19 protein-coding genes and 1 pseudogene are annotated in these 21,744 nt (G+C 36.0%); 10 read left to right on the forward strand and 10 right to left on the reverse strand.

All coding sequences use genetic code 11. From position 1 onward, the window contains the following. The first annotated feature begins 133 nt into the window (after positions 1–133). Positions 134–1,855 (forward strand): proline--tRNA ligase, encoded by a 1,722-nt coding sequence (gene proS, locus A9G25_RS08175; protein WP_065626516.1) that lies wholly within the window; start codon positions 134–136, stop codon positions 1,853–1,855. A gap of 201 nt (positions 1,856–2,056) precedes the next feature. Continuing rightward, positions 2,057–3,508 (forward strand): beta-barrel assembly-enhancing protease, encoded by a 1,452-nt coding sequence (locus A9G25_RS08180; protein WP_065626517.1) that lies wholly within the window; start codon positions 2,057–2,059, stop codon positions 3,506–3,508. Between the two features lie 66 nt (positions 3,509–3,574). Here the strand turns inward: A9G25_RS08180 and A9G25_RS08185 are convergent, their stop codons facing one another. Both A9G25_RS08185 and rluC read right to left on the reverse strand, forming a co-directional pair. Next, positions 3,575–4,237, reverse strand: a complete 663-nt coding sequence (locus A9G25_RS08185) for a histidine phosphatase family protein (RefSeq protein ID WP_065626518.1) — start codon at positions 4,235–4,237, stop codon at positions 3,575–3,577. A 23-nt stretch (positions 4,238–4,260) separates the two neighbouring features. Continuing rightward, positions 4,261–5,244, reverse strand: coding sequence for a 23S rRNA pseudouridine(955/2504/2580) synthase RluC (gene rluC, locus A9G25_RS08190; RefSeq protein ID WP_065626519.1), 984 nt, complete (start codon positions 5,242–5,244; stop codon positions 4,261–4,263). Positions 5,245–5,390: 146 nt separating this feature from the next. Between rluC and dsbB the strand changes: the two genes are divergently transcribed. From dsbB to rapZ, 4 genes are all read left to right on the forward strand, one after another. Beyond that, positions 5,391–5,924, forward strand: coding sequence for a disulfide bond formation protein DsbB (gene dsbB / locus A9G25_RS08195; RefSeq protein WP_065626520.1), 534 nt, complete (start codon positions 5,391–5,393; stop codon positions 5,922–5,924). A 79-nt stretch (positions 5,925–6,003) separates the two neighbouring features. Then, positions 6,004–6,660, forward strand: coding sequence for a bifunctional tRNA pseudouridine(32) synthase/23S rRNA pseudouridine(746) synthase RluA (gene rluA, locus A9G25_RS08200; RefSeq protein WP_065626521.1), 657 nt, complete (start codon positions 6,004–6,006; stop codon positions 6,658–6,660). Between the two features lie 84 nt (positions 6,661–6,744). Then, a complete protein-coding gene (locus A9G25_RS08205) occupies positions 6,745–7,338 on the forward strand; it encodes an XTP/dITP diphosphatase (protein ID WP_065626522.1) in 594 nt (197 codons plus the stop codon). Between the two features lie 71 nt (positions 7,339–7,409). Continuing rightward, positions 7,410–8,258: an RNase adapter RapZ gene (rapZ, locus tag A9G25_RS08210; RefSeq protein WP_065626523.1), complete on the forward strand. Its 849-nt coding sequence runs from the start codon at positions 7,410–7,412 to the stop codon at positions 8,256–8,258. Between the two features lie 3 nt (positions 8,259–8,261). On the opposite strand, the gene A9G25_RS08215 is transcribed toward rapZ, so the two are convergent. Together A9G25_RS08215 and envC are read right to left on the reverse strand one after the other, a co-directional pair. Further along, positions 8,262–9,080, reverse strand: a complete 819-nt coding sequence (locus A9G25_RS08215; RefSeq protein WP_065626524.1) for a divergent polysaccharide deacetylase family protein — start codon at positions 9,078–9,080, stop codon at positions 8,262–8,264. Continuing rightward, entirely contained in the window at positions 9,080–10,288 is a 1,209-nt protein-coding gene (envC, locus tag A9G25_RS08220) for a murein hydrolase activator EnvC (protein ID WP_065626525.1), read from the reverse strand. Before envC ends, A9G25_RS08215 begins: the two co-directional genes overlap by 1 nt. A 292-nt stretch (positions 10,289–10,580) precedes the next feature. Between envC and A9G25_RS13200 the strand changes: the two are divergent. After that, a pseudogene (locus A9G25_RS13200) lies at positions 10,581–10,736 on the forward strand (IS30 family transposase); the annotation flags it as partial. 496 nt (positions 10,737–11,232) lie between these two features. On the opposite strand, the gene A9G25_RS08230 reads toward A9G25_RS13200, so the two are convergent. Next, on the reverse strand, positions 11,233–12,447 hold the full coding sequence (locus A9G25_RS08230; protein ID WP_065626527.1) for a pyridoxal phosphate-dependent aminotransferase: 1,215 nt from the start codon (positions 12,445–12,447) through the stop codon (positions 11,233–11,235). Between the two features lie 141 nt (positions 12,448–12,588). Between A9G25_RS08230 and A9G25_RS08235 the strand changes: the two genes are divergently transcribed. The 3 genes from A9G25_RS08235 (at position 12,589) to A9G25_RS08245 (ending at position 15,713) form a co-directional block, all read left to right on the forward strand. Continuing rightward, positions 12,589–12,858, forward strand: coding sequence for an ACT domain-containing protein (locus A9G25_RS08235; protein ID WP_034914900.1), 270 nt, complete (start codon positions 12,589–12,591; stop codon positions 12,856–12,858). A gap of 35 nt (positions 12,859–12,893) precedes the next feature. After that, positions 12,894–14,249 (forward strand): PFL family protein, encoded by a 1,356-nt coding sequence (locus A9G25_RS08240; RefSeq protein ID WP_065626528.1) that lies wholly within the window; start codon positions 12,894–12,896, stop codon positions 14,247–14,249. Positions 14,250–15,017: 768 nt separating this feature from the next. Further along, positions 15,018–15,713: a DUF6710 family protein gene (locus tag A9G25_RS08245; protein ID WP_065626529.1), complete on the forward strand. Its 696-nt coding sequence runs from the start codon at positions 15,018–15,020 to the stop codon at positions 15,711–15,713. A 106-nt stretch (positions 15,714–15,819) separates the two neighbouring features. Here the strand turns inward: A9G25_RS08245 and A9G25_RS08250 are convergent, their stop codons facing one another. From A9G25_RS08250 to A9G25_RS08270, 5 genes are read right to left on the reverse strand one after another with little or no spacing between them, the layout of a single operon-like run. After that, positions 15,820–16,188 (reverse strand): hypothetical protein, encoded by a 369-nt coding sequence (locus A9G25_RS08250; protein ID WP_065574175.1) that lies wholly within the window; start codon positions 16,186–16,188, stop codon positions 15,820–15,822. Between the two features lie 26 nt (positions 16,189–16,214). Beyond that, complete coding sequence (locus A9G25_RS08255) at positions 16,215–16,652, reverse strand: hypothetical protein (protein WP_065626530.1); 438 nt, start codon at positions 16,650–16,652, stop codon at positions 16,215–16,217. Between the two features lie 53 nt (positions 16,653–16,705). Next, complete coding sequence (locus A9G25_RS08260) at positions 16,706–19,999, reverse strand: tape measure protein (RefSeq protein WP_065626531.1); 3,294 nt, start codon at positions 19,997–19,999, stop codon at positions 16,706–16,708. A gap of 11 nt (positions 20,000–20,010) precedes the next feature. After that, positions 20,011–20,337 (reverse strand): hypothetical protein, encoded by a 327-nt coding sequence (locus A9G25_RS08265; protein ID WP_065574178.1) that lies wholly within the window; start codon positions 20,335–20,337, stop codon positions 20,011–20,013. A 6-nt stretch (positions 20,338–20,343) separates the two neighbouring features. Then, positions 20,344–21,564 carry a DNA primase family protein gene (locus A9G25_RS08270; protein ID WP_065626532.1) on the reverse strand — a complete coding sequence of 407 codons (1,221 nt, stop codon included), beginning with the start codon at positions 21,562–21,564 and terminating at the stop codon, positions 20,344–20,346. Positions 21,565–21,744 lie beyond the last annotated feature (180 nt).

Raw genomic sequence — 21,744 nt, forward strand, 5'->3', positions numbered from 1 at the left:
TGAGTTGGAGGTATTACAAGAATTCCATATTAAAAATAACAATAAAATTACTTTAGTGTTACGCTTGGTACTGCTAAACTAGCTCACATTTTTATCATATATATTTATAAATAAATTTTTTTAGGATAAATTTATGCGAACCAGTAAATATCTTCTTTCTACGTTAAAAGAAACTCCTACTGATGCTGAAGTCATTAGCCATCAATTAATGTTACGTGCAGGCATGATCCGCAAAGTGGCTGCTGGATTATATACTTGGCTTCCCACTGGTTACCGTGTACTTAAAAAAGTAGAAAATATTGTCCGTGAAGAGATGAATAAAGCCGGTGCAATAGAAGTATTAATGCCAGTTGTACAGCCTGCTGATATTTGGCAAGAAAGCCGACGTTGGGAACAATATGGCCCTGAATTATTACGTATTAAAGATCGTGGCGACCGTGATTTTGTTCTAGGCCCAACTCATGAAGAAGTCATTACAGACTTACTACGTAATGAAGTTAGCTCATATAAACAATTACCACTTAACGTGTATCAAATTCAAACCAAATTTCGAGATGAAGTACGCCCTCGCTTTGGTGTGATGCGTTCACGTGAATTTATTATGAAAGATGCATACTCTTTCCATACTACACAAGAATCATTACAAGAAACTTATGATGAGATGTATAAAGCCTATAGCGCAGTTTTTACACGTGCTGGTTTAAACTTTAGAGCGGTACGTGCTGATACAGGATCAATTGGTGGTAACTGGTCACATGAGTTCCAAGTATTAGCCGACAGTGGCGAAGATGATATTGTTTTTTCAACCGAATCTGATTATGCGGCTAACATAGAAATGGCTCAAGCATTAGCACCAACACAAAAACGCGCTGAACCTACAAAAGCAATGGAGTTAGTCGATACTCCCAATGCCAAAACTATTGACGAATTAGTCGAACAATTCAATTTACCGATTGAAAAAACCGTAAAAACCTTAATGGTTAAAGCCGCTAAAAAGAGTGGTCATCAATTAGTAGCTTTACTAGTTCGAGGTGATCATACATTAAACGAAATCAAAGCCGAAAAAATCGATATCGTTGCCTCACCACTAGAATTTGCAACCGAAGAAGAAATCCGTACGATTGTGAATGCAGGGCCAGGCTCATTAGGTCCAATTAACTTAAATATGCCAGTTATTATTGACCGTGACGTGGCAGTGATGAGCGATTTTAGCGCTGGTGCCAATATCGATCATAAACACTATTTTAATATCAATTGGGAACGTGACACTGCTTTACCTCGCATTGAAGACATCCGTAATGTGGTTGAAGGAGATATTAGTCCTGATGGCAAAGGCATATTACAAATTAAACGTGGTATTGAAGTGGGACATATCTTCCAACTTGGCACAAAATATTCACAAGCAATGAAAGCAACAGTCCAGGGTGAAGATGGACAAAACCACGTTATGATTATGGGTTGTTACGGCATTGGAGTAAGCCGAATTGTAGCTGCTGCAATTGAACAATGTCATGACGATCGTGGTATTGTATGGCCAGAAGCGATTGCTCCATTTAGCGTTGTCATTATTCCAATGAACATGCACAAATCCGAAAAAGTTCAAGCAACAGCCGAAAAGCTTTATGCTGATTTACAAGCTGCTAGCATTGAAGTTTTATTTGACGATCGAAAAGAGCGCCCTGGCGTGATGTTTGCTGATGCGGAACTAATCGGGATCCCTCACACTATCGTAATTGGTGAACGCAACCTCGATAATGGAGAAGTGGAATACAAACACCGTTCAGGTGGTGATAAAGTAATGGTGAAAGTTAACAACATCATTGAATTTATCCAAAACCGCCGTCAAAAAGCATAATAAATCCAAGCATAAAAATCAAAATAACAACAACGTATTAATATAGTTGTTGTTATTTTACCAATTCAAGAATAAGCATTATTATTCATAACACATATTACATCAAATAAGTTAAACCCCTAATTATAAATTCAAAGTGATATTGTTGTTTTTTTCAGCTAGAATAAATCAACGCAACTCTTATTTTAATTGGTTAGAATAATGTTAAAAAAAACAATCGCATTGGTATTATCCACCTCATTATTATTACAAAGTACATCTATCGTTTATGCTGATAATATTAACCTCCCTGATATTGGTACTGCGGCAGCCACAACGCTTAGCATTGGCCAAGAAATGGAAATGGGCGATTATTATATGCGAATGTTACGAGCAAGCGCTCCCATAATAAACGACCCTGTTTTAAACCAATATATTAATGATCTAGGCAAAAAATTAGTATCAAAATCAGAATCAGTAAAAACGCCATTCCATTTTTATATTATGAAAAGTGACGTACTTAACGCATTTGCTTTTTTTGGTGGGAATGTCGTCATTCATTCCAAACTAATATTAGACACCGACAATGAAAGCCAATTAGCCTCTGTTATGTCTCACGAAATTGGCCATGTCACCCAACGCCATTTAGCTAGAGCAATGGAAAACCAAAACCGTAATAGCCCTTATGTTTGGGGTGCAACATTAGGATCTCTATTACTAACATTAGCCAATCCCGAAGCGGGCATGGCGGCGATGACAAGCACCATGGCAGGATCAGCTCAAAATATGATTAGTTTTACGCAAAGTAATGAACAAGAAGCTGATCGTGTTGGTTTAAGAACACTTGCTAAAGCAGGATTTGATCCTTATGCTTCATCAGAATTTTTACAAAAACTTGCCGATCAAAGCCGATTTAGTAGTAAAGCTCCCGAAATTTTACTTACTCACCCATTACCTAACAGCCGATTAACCGATATTCGAAATCGTTCATTACAATATAGTAAAAAAAATGTATCTCCATCATTAAACTACTATTTAGCAAAAACTCGATTGGCCATATTAATGGCTAAAAATAAAAATACCGCAAAGCTATTAATTGAAGATTATAAAAAACTAAACAATGAACAAAGTAAAACAGCTATTATTTATGCTAATGCTTTAGCTGATAATCTAAGTGGAAATAATCAAAAAGCGAAACAACAATTACAGCCATTATTAGATAGTGATCCCAATAATATTTGGTATATTGATTTAATGACTGATATTGATTTAGCACTCAACAACAGCAGTACTGCAATCACTCGCCTACAAGCAGCATTAAAAAAAGCACCAAATAGTTCTGCATTGCAACTAAACTTAGCTAATGCATATATAAAAAACAAAAACTATCAACAAGCTGTAAGCTTATTACATCGCTATACTTTTGACCATAATGATGACTCAAATGGATGGGACTTGCTCGTCACTGCTTACGGTAGATTACATGCAAGAGCAAAAGAAATGAGTGCCAGAGCGGAATTAATTGCATTAGAAGGACAATTTCAACAATCCATTCAACTACTACAAAATGCTAAGAATCAAACAAAAGGCGATCAAACAATGATTTCCAAAATTGATGCAAGAATTAATCAATTAAAACAGCTGCAAAAACGTTATGCAGCTTATAAACGATAATTTAATTAACAAAACCTTCTCGACTAATTATTTACACAACTACTAGTCGAGAAGATAACAAAATACTTATTTATCAACTAAATGATCCACATTATTGAAGAATTTTACAGTAAATGTCCCTTCAGTTTGTTCATTACCTTGCTTATAATTAACCACACTAATGCTAGTATTTAACATTCGAGGAAAATAATCCTCATCACGATGTAAACGCCAATCCCCACCATTTAAAACACAAAGTAATATACGTAATACCGTTCCATGTGACACAACCAAAATATTACCCGTATTTTGAGGTGCATTTTTTACAATAGTATTTAACCCCTGCTTCATACGCGAAAGGGTATCAAGATAATTTTCACCTTGATTGACCGAAGCATCAAAATTAGCAGGATCTGTCAAATAAGTAGTAAATTCTGGAAACTCCTTTTTCAATTGAGGGACCTTCTTGCCTTCCCAAATGCCGAAATCCATCTCACGCAGATCAGCAAGCTCAAAAGTAGGAATAACTATATTGTTTTCTTTAATAATATAATCCCGAGTTTCCATAGCTCGTTGTTGTGTACTTGAGTATGCTTGCATAAAAGGAACATTTTTTAAATGTTGTCCTGTCACTTTAGCACCTAAAATACCTTGCTCTGTTAAAGGTGAATTTTGAGAACCTTGCATCTGATCTTTAATATTCCAAAGCGTTTGACCATGTCTAATTAAATATAAATTAATATCTTTCATTCGTACTAACTACCTTTTTTATTTTAAGATTCTGTTTTTTGATATTTATCTTTTCTTAGATACGACAAGCAAGCCTGCAAAACATCATCCATTGGTGCATTTAATTGCATCTCTTGCAAATTTTTAGGATGAATAAACCTTACACTTGCTGCATGTAAAAATAAACGATTAAGCTTCGTATCAGCTAATAACCCATCAAATTGTCTATCGCCATAACGACCATCAAAAGCAATTGGATGACTAGCGTATTGAGTATGTATACGGATTTGGTGTGTACGCCCAGTAACAGGGCTAGCTTTAATCAAAGTGGCAAAATTGAAACGCTCCTCAACTTTAAAGCGCGTTTCAGAAGGTTTACCCTCTTTATCAACCTTCACCACACGCTCACCACTTTTTAGTACATTTTTAAGCAGTGGGGCTTGTATCACTTTACATTCAGAAGGCCAATTCCCCTTAACAAGCGCCAAATAATTTTTTTGCATTTGCTTAAGGCGCAACTGCTCATGTAACGCTTTTAGTGCTGAGCGTTTTTTAGCAATCAATAACACGCCCGATGTTTCGCGATCTATGCGATGCACCAACTCCAAAAACTTTGCTTCAGGTCTTAAGGCGCGTAAACCTTCAATCACGCCAAAACTTAAGCCACTACCACCATGAACAGCGATACCTGATGGCTTATTAATTGCCAACATTACCTCATCTTCATAGATGATTGCCTTTTCTAAATCAGTGACTTTATTAAGCTTGGTCGAAATTTCTGGCGTAGATTTTTCAATCATACGAACAGGAGGAATACGAATCTCATCGCCAATGTTTAATTTATATTCAGGTTTAATCCGTTTTTTATTAACACGAACCTCACCCTTTCTTAAAATGCGATAAACCATACTTTTTGGTACACCTTTTAAATAGGTGATTAAAAAGTTATCAATACGTTGTGTCGCATTTTCCTCAGAAATAGTAACAAATGAGACTTGTAGTTTTGTATGTGGAACTGTTGAGTGCATAAGGAATGATTAATCCGCCGTCAATAAATAAAATCGTTTTACATTACTTAAAAATAAACTACACTATTGTAATAAAAATAAGATAGATTATATTCAATATAATTAAAGAAAAAAGATTATAGCGAAATCTGAGGGAATAAAATAGTATGTTATCATTGCTTAATCAATACTCACAAGCTAGATTGGCTTGGTTCTTATTGTTCTTTTCTACTTTTGCTTTTGAAATAACCGCACTTTATTTTCAACATGGTTTAGGGCTAGCGCCTTGTACTCTCTGTATTTATCAGCGTTGCGCTATTTTTGGTATCATGTTGGCCAGCATTGTTGGAATAATTGCCCCTCGCAACATTATTGTTCGATTAATAGGTATTTTCATTTGGCTTTTTAGCGCCTATAAAGGCTTTTCATTAGCAATATTTCATGCTCATCTACAATTTGAACCTAATCTAAATGACACTTGCTCAATTACCGTACACTTTCCTGCTTGGCTACCATTAGATTCGTGGTTTCCTAGTATGTTTAATGCTTATGGTTCATGCGCCGATAAAATTTGGACATTTCTAACAATTGAAATGTCACAATGGATGATTATTATCTTTGCTTGCTATCTTATTGTTGGTTTGGCTGTATTAATATCTCAGGCCTTTCTATCCTCAAAAAGCTCAATCTGGAATAAATAACTTTATTTATAAAACTGGCACTTTTTGTTGAGTTTGTTAGAATGTGTGGCAATTTTATTTTACAAACTGTCACACATACATGCTTTTGGAATACCACCCACCTATTGAACCTTGGCTATCAATTTTGCATCAAGACGACCATATTGTAGTTGTAAATAAACAACCGGGTATTTTGTCGGTTTCAGGCAATAAGCCTCAATTTATTGATAGTATTATTCACCGATTACAACAAAAATATAGCTACGTCGAATCCGTGCATCGGTTAGATATGGCAACCAGCGGTATCATGGTTGCCGCACTTTCTAAACTAGCCGATCGAGAGATAAAAAAACAGTTTCGTGAACGTATTCCTAAAAAAACCTATATTGCTGTTGTGTATGGACATCTTGAGAAAGATTCTGGTCGTGTTGAATTACCACTAATTTGTGATTGGCCCAATCGGCCAAGACAAATGGTCGATTTAGAAAATGGTAAACATGCGCTGACAGAATATCAAGTTATTTCACGCAATCCTGACAATACAACACGAGTAAAATTATTCCCTTTTACTGGGCGATCACATCAATTACGAGTACATATGCAAGCCATTGGTCACCCTATTTTAGGCGATAAATTCTATGCCCACCCTGAAGCCTTTGCTATGTCAAAAAGGTTGCTATTACATGCTCAATTACTAATAATTAACCATCCTAAAACAGGCGAAAGTATGGCGTTTAGCTGTGAACCTGATTTTTAAAAACAGGAATATAAAATTAGCAATCGTTATATAAAATCTGCTCAAGCCAGTAACAGATGACCAACTGATATAAAGGAAATTAAAATGCAAAAAATTGTTTTAGCAACGAATAATCAAGGTAAAGTCAATGAATTGCAAGCATTACTCGCTAATGCCGGTTTTGATATTATTGCACAAAGCCAATTTAATGTACCGGATGTCGACGAAACAGGTTTAACATTTATTGAAAATGCACTTTTAAAAGCAAGACATACTGCCAAATTAACTGGACTACCTGCCATTGCTGATGACTCAGGCTTATCGGTCGATGCACTTGGAGGACAACCAGGGATCTATTCTGCCCGTTATGCAGGTGAACACGGTAACGACAAAAGTAACAATCAAAAATTACTTAAAGCACTACAAAATATCCCAAAAGAAAAACGCACCGCTTACTTTTATTGTGCGTTAGTTTTTATGAAACACGAAAACGACCCAACACCTATCATTTGTTTAGGAAAATGGGACGGTTTAATTTTAAATGAAGAACAAGGTGATGGGGGATTTGGCTATGATCCACTTTTTTATGTACCAGAACTAGGCTGCACCGCAGCACAGCTAACAAAAGAACAGAAAAGCCGAATATCACATCGAGGTCAAGCTCTAAAACAATTGATTAAAAAAATTAAAACTGCTTAGCATACTCGAAATTGCATATCAAGAAGTAAACAGTATATACTTAATACATTAATGATATTGGAGTTAATATTGTGATTATAATGATAGTAAGTGGTCGCTCCGGATCGGGCAAATCAATCGCCCTACGTGCTCTAGAAGATATGGGATTTTATTGTGTTGATAATATCCCCGTTGCATTATTACCTCAATTAGCCAACTCATTAAAAAACCACAACACTCCAGTTGCAGTTAGCATTGATATTCGAAATTTGCCTGAACAATTTGATTTTAATAACGATATATTTCAACGTTTACCCGAATCGGTGACACCTGAAATACTTTTCCTCGATTGTAGTCGTAATACGTTAATTCGACGCTATAGTGAAACACGACGAATACATCCATTAACCAATCAACACTATTCCCTTGAAGAAGCAATAGATCTTGAAGAAAAATATCTAGAACCTTTAAAATCAAACGCAAGCCTAGTTATAAACACCGATGACATATCAGTACATGAACTATCAGACATATTAAGATCACGTATTTTAGGTAAAAAAGAGCGTGAATTAACCATTATTTTTGAATCATTTGGTTTTAAACATGGTTTACCCATTGATGCTGATTTTGTATTTGATGTCAGGTTTTTACCTAACCCGCATTGGGAAATGAATTTGCGCCCACTAACAGGATTAGATGAGCCAGTAAAAGAATATTTATTACAACACAATGAAGTATCCAATTTTATCTATCAGACTGCCAATTACTTAAATCAATGGCTACCTTTGTTAGAAAAGAACAACCGCAGTTACTTAACCATTGCTATTGGATGTACTGGTGGTCAACATCGCTCTGTTTTTATTGCTGAACAATTAGCCTCATTTTTTAAAGCACAAAACAAACAAGTAAAAATTCGCCATCGAACTTTAGAAAAAAAGTAATGACTATTCTTCTTCAATTTTAAAATTCGATATTTCCTCAATGCGTTTTTTACATTTTCCCAAAATGTCTTTTAGTGTAGTTTTATGATTAACTGAAGCTGGTATTGCCGTAATTAATTGACTTATCTTGGCCAGTTCAATATCTGAAGGTAAATTTGCAAGCTTCTGTTTTAATATATTAATCGTTTGTGGATATGGATGGCCAATAACAATAGCAACACCATTTTTTCGTGCCAATTTTACTGCCAAATCAAATTGCAAGCTAATAGCACTTTCTTTTTGTTGAGCATCTAAAAATACATCACGCGTTAATACTGGGATGTTATAGTAGCTAGCAGCTTTTTTTATTTGAGTCTTACCGATTGTTTTGCTATCTAAAAAAAATATCGAATATTGACTTAATGCTTTCATAACTTTTATCATACCGGTAAGATCTGATGTCATCAAACTGCCCATATGATTATTAGCTCCAATAGCATAAGGCACTCGTTCAACAGCATTTGTCACTATTCGGTTCACTTCAGCTTCATCCATAGAAGGAAATAGAGTGTCTTTTTCCAGAGGCTGTTTACCTAATGGAGCCATAGGTAAGTGAATTAACACATCATTACCATTATTATGGGCTATAGTTGCAATACGTTTAGCATTAGGCGAATTTGGTAAAACTGCAATAGTAATATTAGGGGAAAATGAAATTATTTGCTCTTCATTATGTTGGCGATAGCCAAAATCATCAATGACTATTGCAAGTTTTGCAGCCCATACATAGTTGGAATTTAGCGCCAAGAAAATGATAAAAAAAAGGTTAATAAAACGACGCATTACTTTAACCACTCTCTCGGATCAAGTGCCTTACCATCACGGCGAATCTCAAAATATAAAGCAGATATGTTTTTCCCACCACTTGAACCAACCAATGCAATAGGTTGTTCAATATGGATCTTATCACCCACCTCAACTAAAATACGTTGGTTATAACCATATAAACTCATATCACCTTTACCATGATCTAATGCAACAACAAAACCATAACCTTGTAACCAACTTGCCAAGATGACCCGTCCATCAGCAATGGCTTTAACTTGAGCACCATCTTTAGCATTAATCACCATCCCTTTCCAACGTAGCTCACCTTGGAGTGATTCTCCAAATTGATGCACAATATTACCATTCACTGGCCAATTAAACTGATGTTGTGGCTTACCAATACCACTTACGCGAGCCATTAATGCTAGCTCATCAGGATTAGGAGTATAACGAGAATTATTCTGCTTTTCTTCAATATATTTTGCTTGTTTTGCTTCTTCTTCTGCAATACGTCTATTTTTACGTTCAGCTTGAGCAATTTTAGCCTGTAGTTTAGCTTCATTATTACGCAAATCGGTTAATTTTTGTTGATTTAATTGCATCAATGATTCAAGAGAAGTTATCGTGTTTTGTCGATTTTGACGTTTTTTTTCAAGTCCTACTTGTTGTTCTTTCTGTCTAATTTGTAATGCTTTATGCAAAGCTTGTTTTTTTTGTAACTCAATTCTCTTCTCGGTCAATTGAGTTTGAGTATCTTGAAGATTGTGAATTTGTTGTTGCCGTGCTTGATTAATGTAGCTGTAATAAGCAATTATACGATCATTACGTTCACTCTTTTCGCCCGAAAAAATCAACTCCAAACCAGTTGTTTTGCCTAGTTTAAATGCACTTTCGAGCTGTTTTGATAATACAATTCGTTGCTGTTTTTGTTTTATTGTTAATATATCAATTTGTTCAATCAACTTATTGATTTCTTGATCGAGTTTCTTAAGTGATAAATCATTCTTTTCAATTGAGGTTAAAAGATTAGCTATTTTGGTTTCTTGTTCTTTAAGATTATTGACTAACTTATTACGCTCTTCTTTTTGTTGTGCTAAACGCTTTTCTTGTTCTTCAATAGCGTGACGTAAAGATTGAAGTTGCTGATTATCATTAGCATATAAAAAACTAATCTTTATTAATCCAACAAAAACAATAACAATAATTTTCTGATAAACAGACATGGCGTTTATATTTATGATTTATAACCAAACAATAATGATAGTGCCACTATACCGATAAATAGGCCAAGATGCAAAATGAAACCCACACACAAAGTAGGATGATTTGTTTTTTTAGATAAAAAATTAGCATGTTTTGTATCTGATTTCTGAACGGAAAAATGGTTATTATTAAAGTAACCTATCCGTGAATTTACTAATTTTGAATACAGGTCGAATTCACAATAAACGAGCACATAACAACATACTAAATCCTACAGATAATAAAATTGCTAACGCCGTTTAAAAAATGGTTAAAAGCATCACCTTTGATAATGGGATGGAATTTAATTATCATCATGCTATTGAGCATTATTTAAATACTACCGTATACTTTGCGGAGCCTTATAAAAGCTGGCAAAGAGGCACAAATGAAAACACCAATGGCTTAATACGTCAGTTTATACCCAAAGTCAGCGGCCATTTCACATGAGCTCTATGCGGGCATTTACTCCCATAAATCCCAATTTAATGCAGCACAATTTTTACAAAATGATTTTGTTAGCCCAATGCCCATACCATTGAATGCCCCTTATCCTGGATACAGACGTGAACCAGTAAAGCACAGTTGAGCACCTATTTGTTAAAACGAGTAATAAGCAAAAATTGACTAAACCAGCCTACCCACAAACAAATGAGAAGGTAGAAAAGATGATACGAACTTTGAATTGAGGTATAGCATAATCAACAAATATATCAAAAAGCTGTATTGGCGGCATAAAACGTGCTTGGTTACTCCTAGTCTGCTTTATGATGCTATGGGGTACAAAATATCAAGTTTCAAACAGGAAGATAAGCCGTATTTTATAACAATAAAAAGACAATATTAAATGTTTTTTTATAAATCTATTTTTGACCGGACGATTAAAATTACCCCAGCGGAAGCTGGGGATTAATGAATAAGCGATTTATTGCTTATAGGAAGATAGAAAGTGAGCAAATCTTCCAATAGCATCTTCAAGTTGGCTAGAATGAGGCAAAGCAACAATTCTAACGTGATCCGGTTTATGCCAATTAAAGCCGGTTCCTTGTACAAGTAATACTTTTTCTTGTAACAAAAAATCTAATACGAGTTTTTGGTCGTTATGGATGTTGAATTTTTTTTGATCTAATTTTGGAAATAGATATAAGGCACCTTGTGGTTTAGTACATGAAACCCCAGGGATTTCATTAAGTAAACGCCATGCCAACATACATTGATCATATAAGCGACCTCCAGGAACAATAAATTCATTGATGCTTTGGTAACCTCCTAGCGCTCCTTGAATAGCATGTTGTAATGGCACATTAGCACATAAACGCATTGAAGCTAGCATATTTAAGCCTTCAATATAGCCTTTTACATGGTTTTTAGGGCCACAAAGCGCCATCCAGCCTTGCCTAAAACCTGCAACTCGATAAGTTTTTGATAGGCCACTCATGGTAATGACAAATAAATCGGGTGCCAATGCGGCAATTGAATAATGCACTGCATCATCATATAAAATTTTATCGTAAATCTCATCAGCGAAGATAATTAGATTATTTTGACGAGCGATTTCAGCGATCTCAAGTAATACTTCTTTACTATAAACAGCGCCTGTCGGGTTGTTAGGATTAATAATTACTATTCCTTTAGTATTTGGAGTTATTTTCCGTTTAATATCTTCAATATCAGGTGACCAATTTGATTCTTCATCGCAAAGATAGTGCACAGCGCTACCTCCAGACAAACTAATAGCTGCTGTCCATAATGGGTAATCAGGCATAGGTACGAGTATTTCATCTCCACTATTTAGTAAGGCCTGCATGGATTGAACGATTAATTCTGATACACCATTACCGATGTAAATATCTTCAACATCTAAACTATTAATTCCGCGAGCTTGATAATACTGCATGATTGCTTTACGAGCAGAATAAAGGCCTTTAGAATCGGAATATCCTTGTGAGGAAGGTAAGTTTCTAATCACATCAATTAATAATTCGTCAGGCGCAGCAAAACCGAACGGCGCTGGGTTTCCAATATTGAGTTTCAGGATAGTTTGACCTTCTTCTTCCAGTCGTTTTGCATGCTCTAGAATTGGACCACGGATATCGTAACAAACATGATCCAATTTTGTGGATTTTGAGAAATTTACCATAAAGTTGCTCTTTTTAGTTTTTGTGTTGATATTTTTACTGAAAAAAACAATCTACTCCTATTTCGATAATTTTTGAAGATGCTATTATAGTTAGCTCAATAAATATTATTTGATTGTCTGTTTTTTGTGCTGGAGAGTGTTATGAAAACCATTTTAACGGTAATTGGTAAAGATCAAACAGGTATTATTGCTGGTATTAGCCAAAAGTTATATGAATTAAATATTAATATTTTAGATGTCAGCCAAACTATCATGGATGAGTATTTTACGATGATTATGTTACTTGACCTATCTAAAATTAATGTGTCATTTGATGAAGTAAAAACTGTGTTGATGCAAACAGGTCAAAATCTAAAAGTTAAAGTCAATCTTCAAAGAGAAGAAATTTTTGATGCTATGCATCGTTTATAATATTAATTCTATATTTTAATAAAAGGATAATACTAATGGAAACAAAACAGATCCTCGAAACCATTAAAATGATTGAGGAAGAAAAACTTGATATCCGCACAATAACCATGGGTATTTCTCTTCTTGATTGTATAGATAGTGATGGTGAAAAAGCACGCCAAAAGATTTATAACAAAATTACACGTCTGGCAAAAGATCTTGTTAAAGTAGGTGATCAGATTACTTCAGAATTTGGTATTCCAATAATCAATAAACGTATTTCTGTTACGCCAATATCTCTAATTGCCGGTGCTAGTGATGATAAAGATTATGTAGCGTTTGCTAAAACTTTGGATGAAGCGGCCAAAGCAGTTAATGTTAACTTTATTGGTGGATTTTCAGCACTGGTACAAAAAGGTTACCATAAAGGTGATGAAATTTTAATTAAATCAATTCCACAAGCACTTGCACAAACTGAACGAGTTTGCTCTTCGGTAAATGTTGGCTCTACACAAACTGGGATCAACATGGATGCAGTAAAGCAAATGGGAAATGTCATCAAAGAAGCCGCGCAATTAACAGCTGATAATAGTTGCATGGCCTGTGCTAAGTTAGTTGTGTTTGCTAATGCTGTTGAAGATAATCCATTTATGGCAGGTGCCTTTCATGGCGTAGGTGAAGCTGATTGCGTCATTAACGTTGGTGTCAGTGGTCCTGGTGTAGTTAAGCGAGCTATTGAAAAAGCCAAAGGTCAGCCATTTGATATTGTAGCTGAGACTATCAAAAAAACTGCATTTAAAATTACTCGTATGGGGCAACTGGTCGGTAAAGAGGCTTCTGAACGTTTAGGCGTTAAATTTGGTATTGTCGATTTATCGTTAGCTCCAACCCCAGCAATTGGTGATTCGGTTGCACACATTTTAGAAGAAATGGGATTAGAAGCAGTTGGTACACACGGTACAACTGCGGCACTAGCTATGCTAAACGATGCAGTTAAAAAAGGTGGAGTAATGGCTTGTGGCCATGTTGGCGGATTAAGCGGTGCATTTATCCCTGTTTCGGAAGATGCTGGTATGATTGATGCTGTAAATAACGGTGCACTTAATCTTGAAAAACTAGAAGCAATGACCTGTGTTTGTTCTGTTGGACTGGATATGATTGCAATTCCAGGCGATACGCCAGCTGAAACTATTTCGGCGATCATTGCAGATGAGGCTGCAATAGGGGTGATTAACCACAAAACAACAGCTGTGCGAATTATTCCAGCAGTGGGGTTAAACGTAGGAGATAACATTGAATTTGGTGGTTTACTTGGCCATGCTCCCGTTATGTCAGTAAACAAATTTAGTTCACGTGATTTTATTAATCGAGGTGGAAGAATTCCCGCTCCAATTCATTCATTTAAAAACTAATATATTTATTTTAAATGAATATTTTCCCTTACTCCGTCTACAGCAAGGTAGGCGGATTGTTGCTATAAATAATGAATATTCCTTATTTCATGAATTGGTGGTTTTTATTCGGGTATCTATCATCAAGGCTGCTTTTCTTGCCATAACAATTTTAGGTATATGGTTTTTAAGCATATAGTATTCGTATACTTAAGTATATACCTAAAAGGTGTAGTTTTAAATGTACCTTACTGATACTTAATGGGCAATAAAATAGACTTCAAGGCTTGTTATTACTGGGTTTGGTGTACTTTGTTGGGTTTAAAAGAATGTTACTGTTTATTGATTTGGTGCGTGGGCGGGACTTGAAAAGCACTGTTTAAATCATTTTTCATAAAGCATTGTGTTTGTTTCTTCTGTTTGCCGTACCCCCATTTGTACCCCCAAAATAAAAACTGACCCCCAATATTAGGTATTTTAATCTTGCCAAATTGAAAGGTTAAAAATTGGTTTTAGAATTTTGACGGTGTAAAAATTTATCTAGGTGAGCGGTATCCTTTAATTATGTTTTAGATTTTTATACCTCCCCCCCATAAAAATAAAATTTTATAAAAAAGTGTTCACGGTGTTCACTACTTGCTTGAAGCCTTATTCTAAAAGGGTTTGAGCGGTGAACACTTAATGATTTACTATTCACAAGTGTACACTTAAAGTGTTCACTTATTTCATTTATAATCATATTAGCAATATTAATCATAAAAATGGCTAATAAATGAAAATGAGGTTAACATGAGTATCTATTTTTTTAACAAAAAAAATATTTCTTCTTTAAAAAAGGAGCAATTTATTAATCTGATGGAGTGGGCGAATAAGATTGTGAATCAAAACTCATGTTGTTTTTCAAAGAATGAAGCCTTATATGATTTGATAAAAATAGTAATGAAACCAATTCAAGCAGAACACATTAGAAATGCTTATTTAACGCATGAACATCATGCAATAAAAGAGATTGATTTATACCAGGATTTCCTTTGTTCACATAGCATAGTATACGAAATCTTAGCTAATTCTACACAACATTCGAATTCAGCAAGTCACCACTCACTTAAACTAGCCTCTGATATTATTTTACCTACAGGTTGGCATCCTACTAGCTTAGTTTGTAATCTTGGTTCAATTGGAAAGGAAAATCGCAAATGTGGAGAATTTAAACAAGATATTAATCATGATGTAACGCTTGTCTTGCCAATGAAAATTGGTTTTGTAAAAGGAGGAAACCACTCTATTATTCAAGGAGTACTTTCTGGTAATGGAGAAATATACCCAAAGACAGTAGTAGACCTTTCAAACAAATTAAATGAGGTCTATTTCAATGGAACGCATTGGATTGACACAACTTCCGAGCAAGTTATCGGAGAACCTCGATATCCTGAATTTGGTTGGGTATGGGAAATATCAAAATTATTAACAAATAACATTGAGTAAATCACAAATTAAGTATAGTTTATAATAAACCATGATATTTAACTTGGAGCTTCGGCTCTTAGTAGCCAGCCTTTGTCAGAATTTGTGTGCAAGTGTACACTACAATTTAGCTGAATAGCTCTTTTTTAAAGATGTTTACTATTTGGTCTTCAACATCTTCAAAGCCTTTATTTAAAAAGTTCTTTTTAGCGGTAGAGCGCTTAAACTTCATGGGATGGTTTGGGTCAGCAACATATGCGGCATAAGCGGCAGTATAGCCAACTCGCCCAGTTATACGGGTACCATTTACGACTACTTCTCTATACTGCGAATTAACTAAGTTAGATGTGTCGATTGGGGTGTAAAGCGCTGCTTGGTTAGCTCCAACAATTATTGAAGCATGCATCGCTTTAACTGCTTTATTTTTGATTATGTTGTTTACGGTGTTATCTAAACCTTTTATGCATCCTCTAACACCTTTTACTTTTATTGCCATTCTTAGTCACCAGTAGTTAATGTAGGTTATTTTATTCTTGTGCAAATCCCTTCTAATTTAGTTCTAAGGTTAATAATGTTAGTGTCATTATCTATATTTTTAATATCTATTGTTGTTATGTATTTAAATGTGTCTTTATCAATTGCCTTTATAGTATTCACAATATGAGTTTTATAAGCATCAGATATTTCATCTTCAGTTGAGTCAATTTTACTTAAATCAATAAGAGTATTTTCTGTCTCTTTGTTTATTTGGTATAATTCATTATTAATTATTCTAAATGTCCTTAGATCCTCCAAAGATGACACAGGAACACCCAAGTCTTCATTAGCTCCGACATTGTGTCTTTGATACTGGTCATCCATACAGCGCCAATCACCTACAAGATACTCTTTTGTAATCTTATCTTCACCACAGCCGAATAAAGCAAGGCTAACTAAACTAATTATCAAGATTCTTTTCATACCATCAACCCTTTTAAAATTTTAATTAATGGTATGAAAATTCATCTATAAAATCAACGACGATTTAGCAGCCCTCCTGGTCTTTGCTCTTTCATAATCTGCGCACGGATAGCTTGTTCAATGTTTTTAGCTAGTTGCTGTCCGTCTTGTTCAGACATGCCACCGTTTCCGTCTAGATGAATCGGTGTATTAAATGTCATGTTTATTACTGAACCGCCACCTTTACCTGATGTTATTTGTCGATTACTTAATACCCGTCCATTTTCGCCCGGTATTAAGTACTGTTTGCCGCCAGCAACTAGAATTTCAGGTTTGCCGCCCTCACCAACACGATACATTGATCCTGCGTCTACTGGACCGCCATTTTTACGCGCACCAGCTATACCTAACGCTTTCATTGATCCAATCGCTGTTGCGTACGATGTTGCGCCTGTAGTTGCTGCTGCGCCTTGTGTAGCAATAGATGCATACATTGCCGCAGGTTGATATGCCGCCGCTAACATGCTAGCCTCCAAAACTTGAGCCGCCGTCGTTGATGCTGATGTCGTTTTAGCTACAATTGCGTTTTTAACGTATTGCATACCCATCTGAACCAATGAACCGATTGCTTCGTTCAAAATCACATTAGCAAAGTTCTGCATTGCCTGCGTTGCTGTCATCGTACCTGACGCTAAGCCTGATATTGTACTTGTTGCGCTACTTGCTAGTCCCTCAAGAGATGACGCCAAAAACTCGTTAGCATCGCTCTGATTTCGCCAAATTTCCCATTGTGCATTGATACGATTTTGTTCGTACTGATGATTAGCTGCTCCACGTAAAGCTATTGCGTTTTCTTCGGTGATCCATTTCTGCTTTTCAAACTCTTGAATCAAAGCAAGTTTTCTATCATTTTCATTTTTAAGGGCTTGGACTGGATCAACTTGTGCTACAGCGTCGTCAATTTTAGATACAACAGCATCAGATTTGATTTTAGCCATGTTTATCTGATGTTGTTGCTCAAGTTGTTCAAGCTTAGCGTTGTATTCTTCTTGAGTTTTTATTTCTCCCTCTTTACGTAATACATCTAATGATTTTTTAGATTGTTTAAATGAATCTTCTTCGGCTTCAATTGGACTTTTCAAAGCACCTAACGCTTTATAAGCTTGCGATGTTTCGATTAGCTTTCTAAGCTCTTCTGTTTGTTTTGCTGTAACCTTGCTGCCCATTTTTTGAGTGATAGCAAGTAATTCAGCTTCAACTGTCATGCCTTTTGCTTCAAGTTTAGCAACTTCCAATTTATCACTAAGCTCTTTGACTTCTTCGGCGTATGATTTTGTTGTGCCTTTTTTATTGCTTGCTTTAATTTTATTGTTTTCCGCTGACAACGCTCTTAATTCTGCTATCAACGGCTGTAAAGCAACCGCTTGGTCATTTGTTAACTTAGTAAAGTTGGTTTGACCAAGTGCCAGCGCTACTAAGTCTTCCCTATACTCATTAGCTCTATCACCCAACGCCGAATAAAGCCCGTCCAAGACAAATGCCGCTTCACTATTTTCTTTGGCTTTCAACTTAGCAATTTCAAGCTCTTTGGATATGCTCGCAAGCTTTTTATCAATTTCTGATTTTGATGCGTCATCCCAGTTTTTTGCTAATTCCTTACCATTATTTACAAGCTTTGGTCCTATACGGGAAGCTAGTATGTCTTCAACTTCTGCTATTTGTTTTTGGGCTGCCAATATTCCGTCAAGAATTTCTTTTTCTTGTTCACGCTGTTTATTTCTAGTGACAAGAGCTTTATTTATTCGTTTTTCATTTGAGTAAACGCCTTTACCATCCAAGATATCTTGTGTTGAATTCATTTGGACGCGCAATAACTTCAACTGCTCTTGTGCATTTTTTATATCTTTGACTGCTTCATCTTTAATAACAACTAATTTTTCATCAGCGAAAGAATTAAGCTGTTCAGAAAGTGCTTTCACTTTTCCAGTTAAACCAACAGCTTCTTCTTTTGCATTTTTTGCCTTTTCATAGAAATAGTATAGCGACATAGCCGCCAACATAGCAGTGCCAGCAGGACCACCTAACAAAGCCATAGCAGACCTTAGACCATTGGCGGCTAAAGAAGTCGTTTTTATTGCTGTGTTTAGCTGTGTTTGCGCTACTGCATGTTTGTTTGTTGCTGTAGCTAACTGAGCTTCAACCGCGATAAGCTGTTTATTTAATGATGTTTGGGCGCGTAAGCTATTACAATACGTTTGAGCTAGAATAATGTTCTGTTTCTGAACTTCTAACGCTCTGATGTTCTCGTTAATTCTAGCCATTTCAGCTTGAATTAAAACTTTTTCAGCTTGTGCTTGCCGAATATTTGCAATTGTTTGTTCAGCACTTTGCTTAGTCGCATTAGCTAGTGATGTGATATATTTTCCTGCGTAAATCGCAGCTAAAGCACCCACGCCCGTCATTAAAATATCAACATGCTGAGACATCAAAATCAACGAATCAACTAAAACTTTGGTTGCGCCTGTTGAGTTATTAAGCTCACCCAAATATTTTTTTAAATTATTCGTAACGCGGTTAATACCGTCAGTTACTGTGTTACGCATATTGTCAGCAAGCGCAGCAGTTTCTTCTTGTGCGGCTATCATAGCATCGGTAAAGGTTTGCATAGATAATTTGCCGTCAGTGGCTAACTGCCTTACGTATTGCTCTGTTATTTTCTCAGCTTCTTTTGTTGATTTGGCGTTCTTCTTTAGGTAATTGGATAATGTTCCCAAAACGCTAGGCATTGCGTTAAAAACAGACATTGCTTCAATGCCTGCAAGTTTTCCTTTCATCTGTGCCTTAGTAAGAGCGTTTATAGCTGATTCCGCACCGATTGCGCTTGTTTTATTGATGGTCATCAAGTTAGATAGTGTATCAATATAAGATATTGTGCTTTGTGTACTATAACCCAGCTCGCCCATTGAATTTGAAAGGCGAATATATAGCTCAGATGTTTCTTCAATTGTACGACCGTTTCGATCGGAAGTAGCTAGGAGCTGGTCTAAAATGTCTTTAGTTTGTGATGCTGTAGCCCCAGTGTTTTGTATACGGTCTTCTAGCTCGTTCCAACTTTGAGCATATGCAATGATTTGGCTAGAGACAAGAGCGGCTGATACAGCCTTAGCAATAGTAGTAAGCTTACCAAGTGCTCCTCCTGCGCTTTTTGCTGAGGATTCTAATTTATCTATGCCTTTTGATGCTTTCGCTCCACTATCACTTAATTCCTTAAGTTCTTTTTTGGCTTTGTCAGTTGCTTCTAATAAATCTTTTAGCTCTACGTTGCAAGTAATAGTAAAATCTTTATCTCGTGATGAGTATGTAGCCATATAATGACCTCCTAATGATAAACGCGCGTTGGGATTTGTAGTAATGATTGTTCGGTATATATTTTTATAGCGCTATTCCCCCAGTCGGTTATATGCCAAGGTTTACTATAAAAATTAATCATATCTTCGATAAAATGAAATGGGTCAGATTTTCTACCGTTTTCTGTACAAAATAGCGCTAGTTCAACTAACCCCGATGATAAGTGTTCTTTTGTGATAGTTCCTGTATAAGTGTCACCATCGTTAACAAAGGTAAATACGGTATTACCTTGTTTAGCTATCATTTCATTAACATAAGTTTCCGCTATAGCGTCAGCAAGTGCTTTCAATGATTTCATTTTCTTTTATACTCCTTTAAGTTTTGGTTCTTCGGCTTTGGGTAGCCAGTCTTGACTCGTATTGATATTAAGCTCTACGTTGGTTCTCATCCCTTTATTTGCTCTTTTACGCATGTAGTCTTTACCGTTTTCTTTCATTGCATAATTAAGCGATGTGCCAAATTGCGTTAGTGATAGCGGATTGTTTAAACCTGTATTGCGAATGTATTCAATATAAGCATGGTATAAATATTTTCGGGGGTTAAAGGGCATTATTCCCATATTGCCAATAAACATACCATTGGGGTAATCAAGCGCATCAAGATAACTACAAAAATCCACTAAATGATCGGATTCGCGTTTAATCGCCGTCGCTTCGTCTGATTGTTGTTGCTGGTGTAGTCTTTCTTTAGCTTCTGCTGGACCGGTAAACTCATTTAATAGCAACCTCACAATTGAGGGTAGCTCTTGCTCTATTTTGCTGACCAAGTCTAAGTCTCTTTCTTTTTCTGGTATCACCTCACCAAAGTGAAAGATAACTCTACGTCGCGATATACCACCATTTCGTTCGTTAAATCTCATTGCCTCGTTATTGATAACCAAAACTACCGCAGGGATTTTATAGGAGTAGGGTTGCTTGTGTTTTGGGTCTATTGCGACTTCATCACCGCCAGTAATTGCTTTTAATCCTGCGCCACTGCCCATATAACGCGGTTGGTCGGGTAAGATGACTAATGAGTAACCCACGATTAAGGCTCTGTCCCTTGCCTTTTCTAATGCGTCCATAGTGCCTATTACAGTATTGTTTTTACCTGACAACATCGTCGCAATTTCAGCAAAAACACTTTTACCGCTACCACCTGCGCCTGTAACCTCTAAGAATAATTGCCAGTCATGACGATTAGCCAATATCATATATAGCGCAGCTAAGATATTTTTAGCCTTATCTTGATTGCCTGATGCTCTTTTTAGCCATTTAGCGAAGTTTGGCGCGTGAGTATCAAAAGATTCCTTTTCTTTGGCAGGGTAGTAATCAATATCATTACTGACTAATAACCAATCTTGCTTATTGTGAGGTCTAAAGGTTTGGCTTTTTAGCTCATATACGCCATTTTTAAAGCAGATTAAATCTTTCTGAGGTGTTCCCATTATCGGTAAGGACAATCTGAGCGATTCAACCGCTGAGCTAATTCTTAATGGGTTAAATGGCTCGCCTGATTGAGTAAATAAATCGGCTAAGGTTCGCATTAGCATTTTATCGCTGATGGGTTGCCATGCGTTATCTTTATAGTAATAGATTTCATCGGTAGTAAGATTAATTGCAAGGTTATTGTCATAATGATCCTCGCCAAAATATTAGACAGTGCCCGCCTCTATCATTTTTTCGTTTTGGTAATATTGTTGTTCATATTGTTCAGGTGATACCCA

Source organism: Gilliamella sp. Bif1-4, assembly GCF_001690535.1.
In the GTDB taxonomy this organism is placed as follows: domain Bacteria; phylum Pseudomonadota; class Gammaproteobacteria; order Enterobacterales; family Orbaceae; genus Gilliamella; species Gilliamella bombi.

What these genes read in the sequence shown, in the direction of transcription:
- proS (WP_065626516.1), top strand. Translation starts at nt 134, where the DNA reads ATGCGAACCAGTAAATATCTTCTTTCTACGTTAAAAGAAACTCCTACT.
- A9G25_RS08180 (WP_065626517.1), top strand. Translation starts at nt 2,057, where the DNA reads ATGTTAAAAAAAACAATCGCATTGGTATTATCCACCTCATTATTATTA.
- A9G25_RS08185 (WP_065626518.1), bottom strand. Translation starts at nt 4,237, where the DNA reads ATGAAAGATATTAATTTATATTTAATTAGACATGGTCAAACGCTTTGG.
- rluC (WP_065626519.1), bottom strand. Translation starts at nt 5,244, where the DNA reads ATGCACTCAACAGTTCCACATACAAAACTACAAGTCTCATTTGTTACT.
- dsbB (WP_065626520.1), top strand. Translation starts at nt 5,391, where the DNA reads ATGTTATCATTGCTTAATCAATACTCACAAGCTAGATTGGCTTGGTTC.
- rluA (WP_065626521.1), top strand. Translation starts at nt 6,004, where the DNA reads ATGCTTTTGGAATACCACCCACCTATTGAACCTTGGCTATCAATTTTG.
- A9G25_RS08205 (WP_065626522.1), top strand. Translation starts at nt 6,745, where the DNA reads ATGCAAAAAATTGTTTTAGCAACGAATAATCAAGGTAAAGTCAATGAA.
- A9G25_RS08215 (WP_065626524.1), bottom strand. Translation starts at nt 9,080, where the DNA reads ATGCGTCGTTTTATTAACCTTTTTTTTATCATTTTCTTGGCGCTAAAT.
- envC (WP_065626525.1), bottom strand. Translation starts at nt 10,288, where the DNA reads ATGTCTGTTTATCAGAAAATTATTGTTATTGTTTTTGTTGGATTAATA.
- A9G25_RS08230 (WP_065626527.1), bottom strand. Translation starts at nt 12,447, where the DNA reads ATGGTAAATTTCTCAAAATCCACAAAATTGGATCATGTTTGTTACGAT.
- A9G25_RS08235 (WP_034914900.1), top strand. Translation starts at nt 12,589, where the DNA reads ATGAAAACCATTTTAACGGTAATTGGTAAAGATCAAACAGGTATTATT.
- A9G25_RS08240 (WP_065626528.1), top strand. Translation starts at nt 12,894, where the DNA reads ATGGAAACAAAACAGATCCTCGAAACCATTAAAATGATTGAGGAAGAA.
- A9G25_RS08245 (WP_065626529.1), top strand. Translation starts at nt 15,018, where the DNA reads ATGAGTATCTATTTTTTTAACAAAAAAAATATTTCTTCTTTAAAAAAG.
- A9G25_RS08250 (WP_065574175.1), bottom strand. Translation starts at nt 16,188, where the DNA reads ATGGCAATAAAAGTAAAAGGTGTTAGAGGATGCATAAAAGGTTTAGAT.
- A9G25_RS08255 (WP_065626530.1), bottom strand. Translation starts at nt 16,652, where the DNA reads ATGAAAAGAATCTTGATAATTAGTTTAGTTAGCCTTGCTTTATTCGGC.
- A9G25_RS08260 (WP_065626531.1), bottom strand. Translation starts at nt 19,999, where the DNA reads ATGGCTACATACTCATCACGAGATAAAGATTTTACTATTACTTGCAAC.
- A9G25_RS08265 (WP_065574178.1), bottom strand. Translation starts at nt 20,337, where the DNA reads ATGAAATCATTGAAAGCACTTGCTGACGCTATAGCGGAAACTTATGTT.
- A9G25_RS08270 (WP_065626532.1), bottom strand. Translation starts at nt 21,564, where the DNA reads ATGCGAACCTTAGCCGATTTATTTACTCAATCAGGCGAGCCATTTAAC.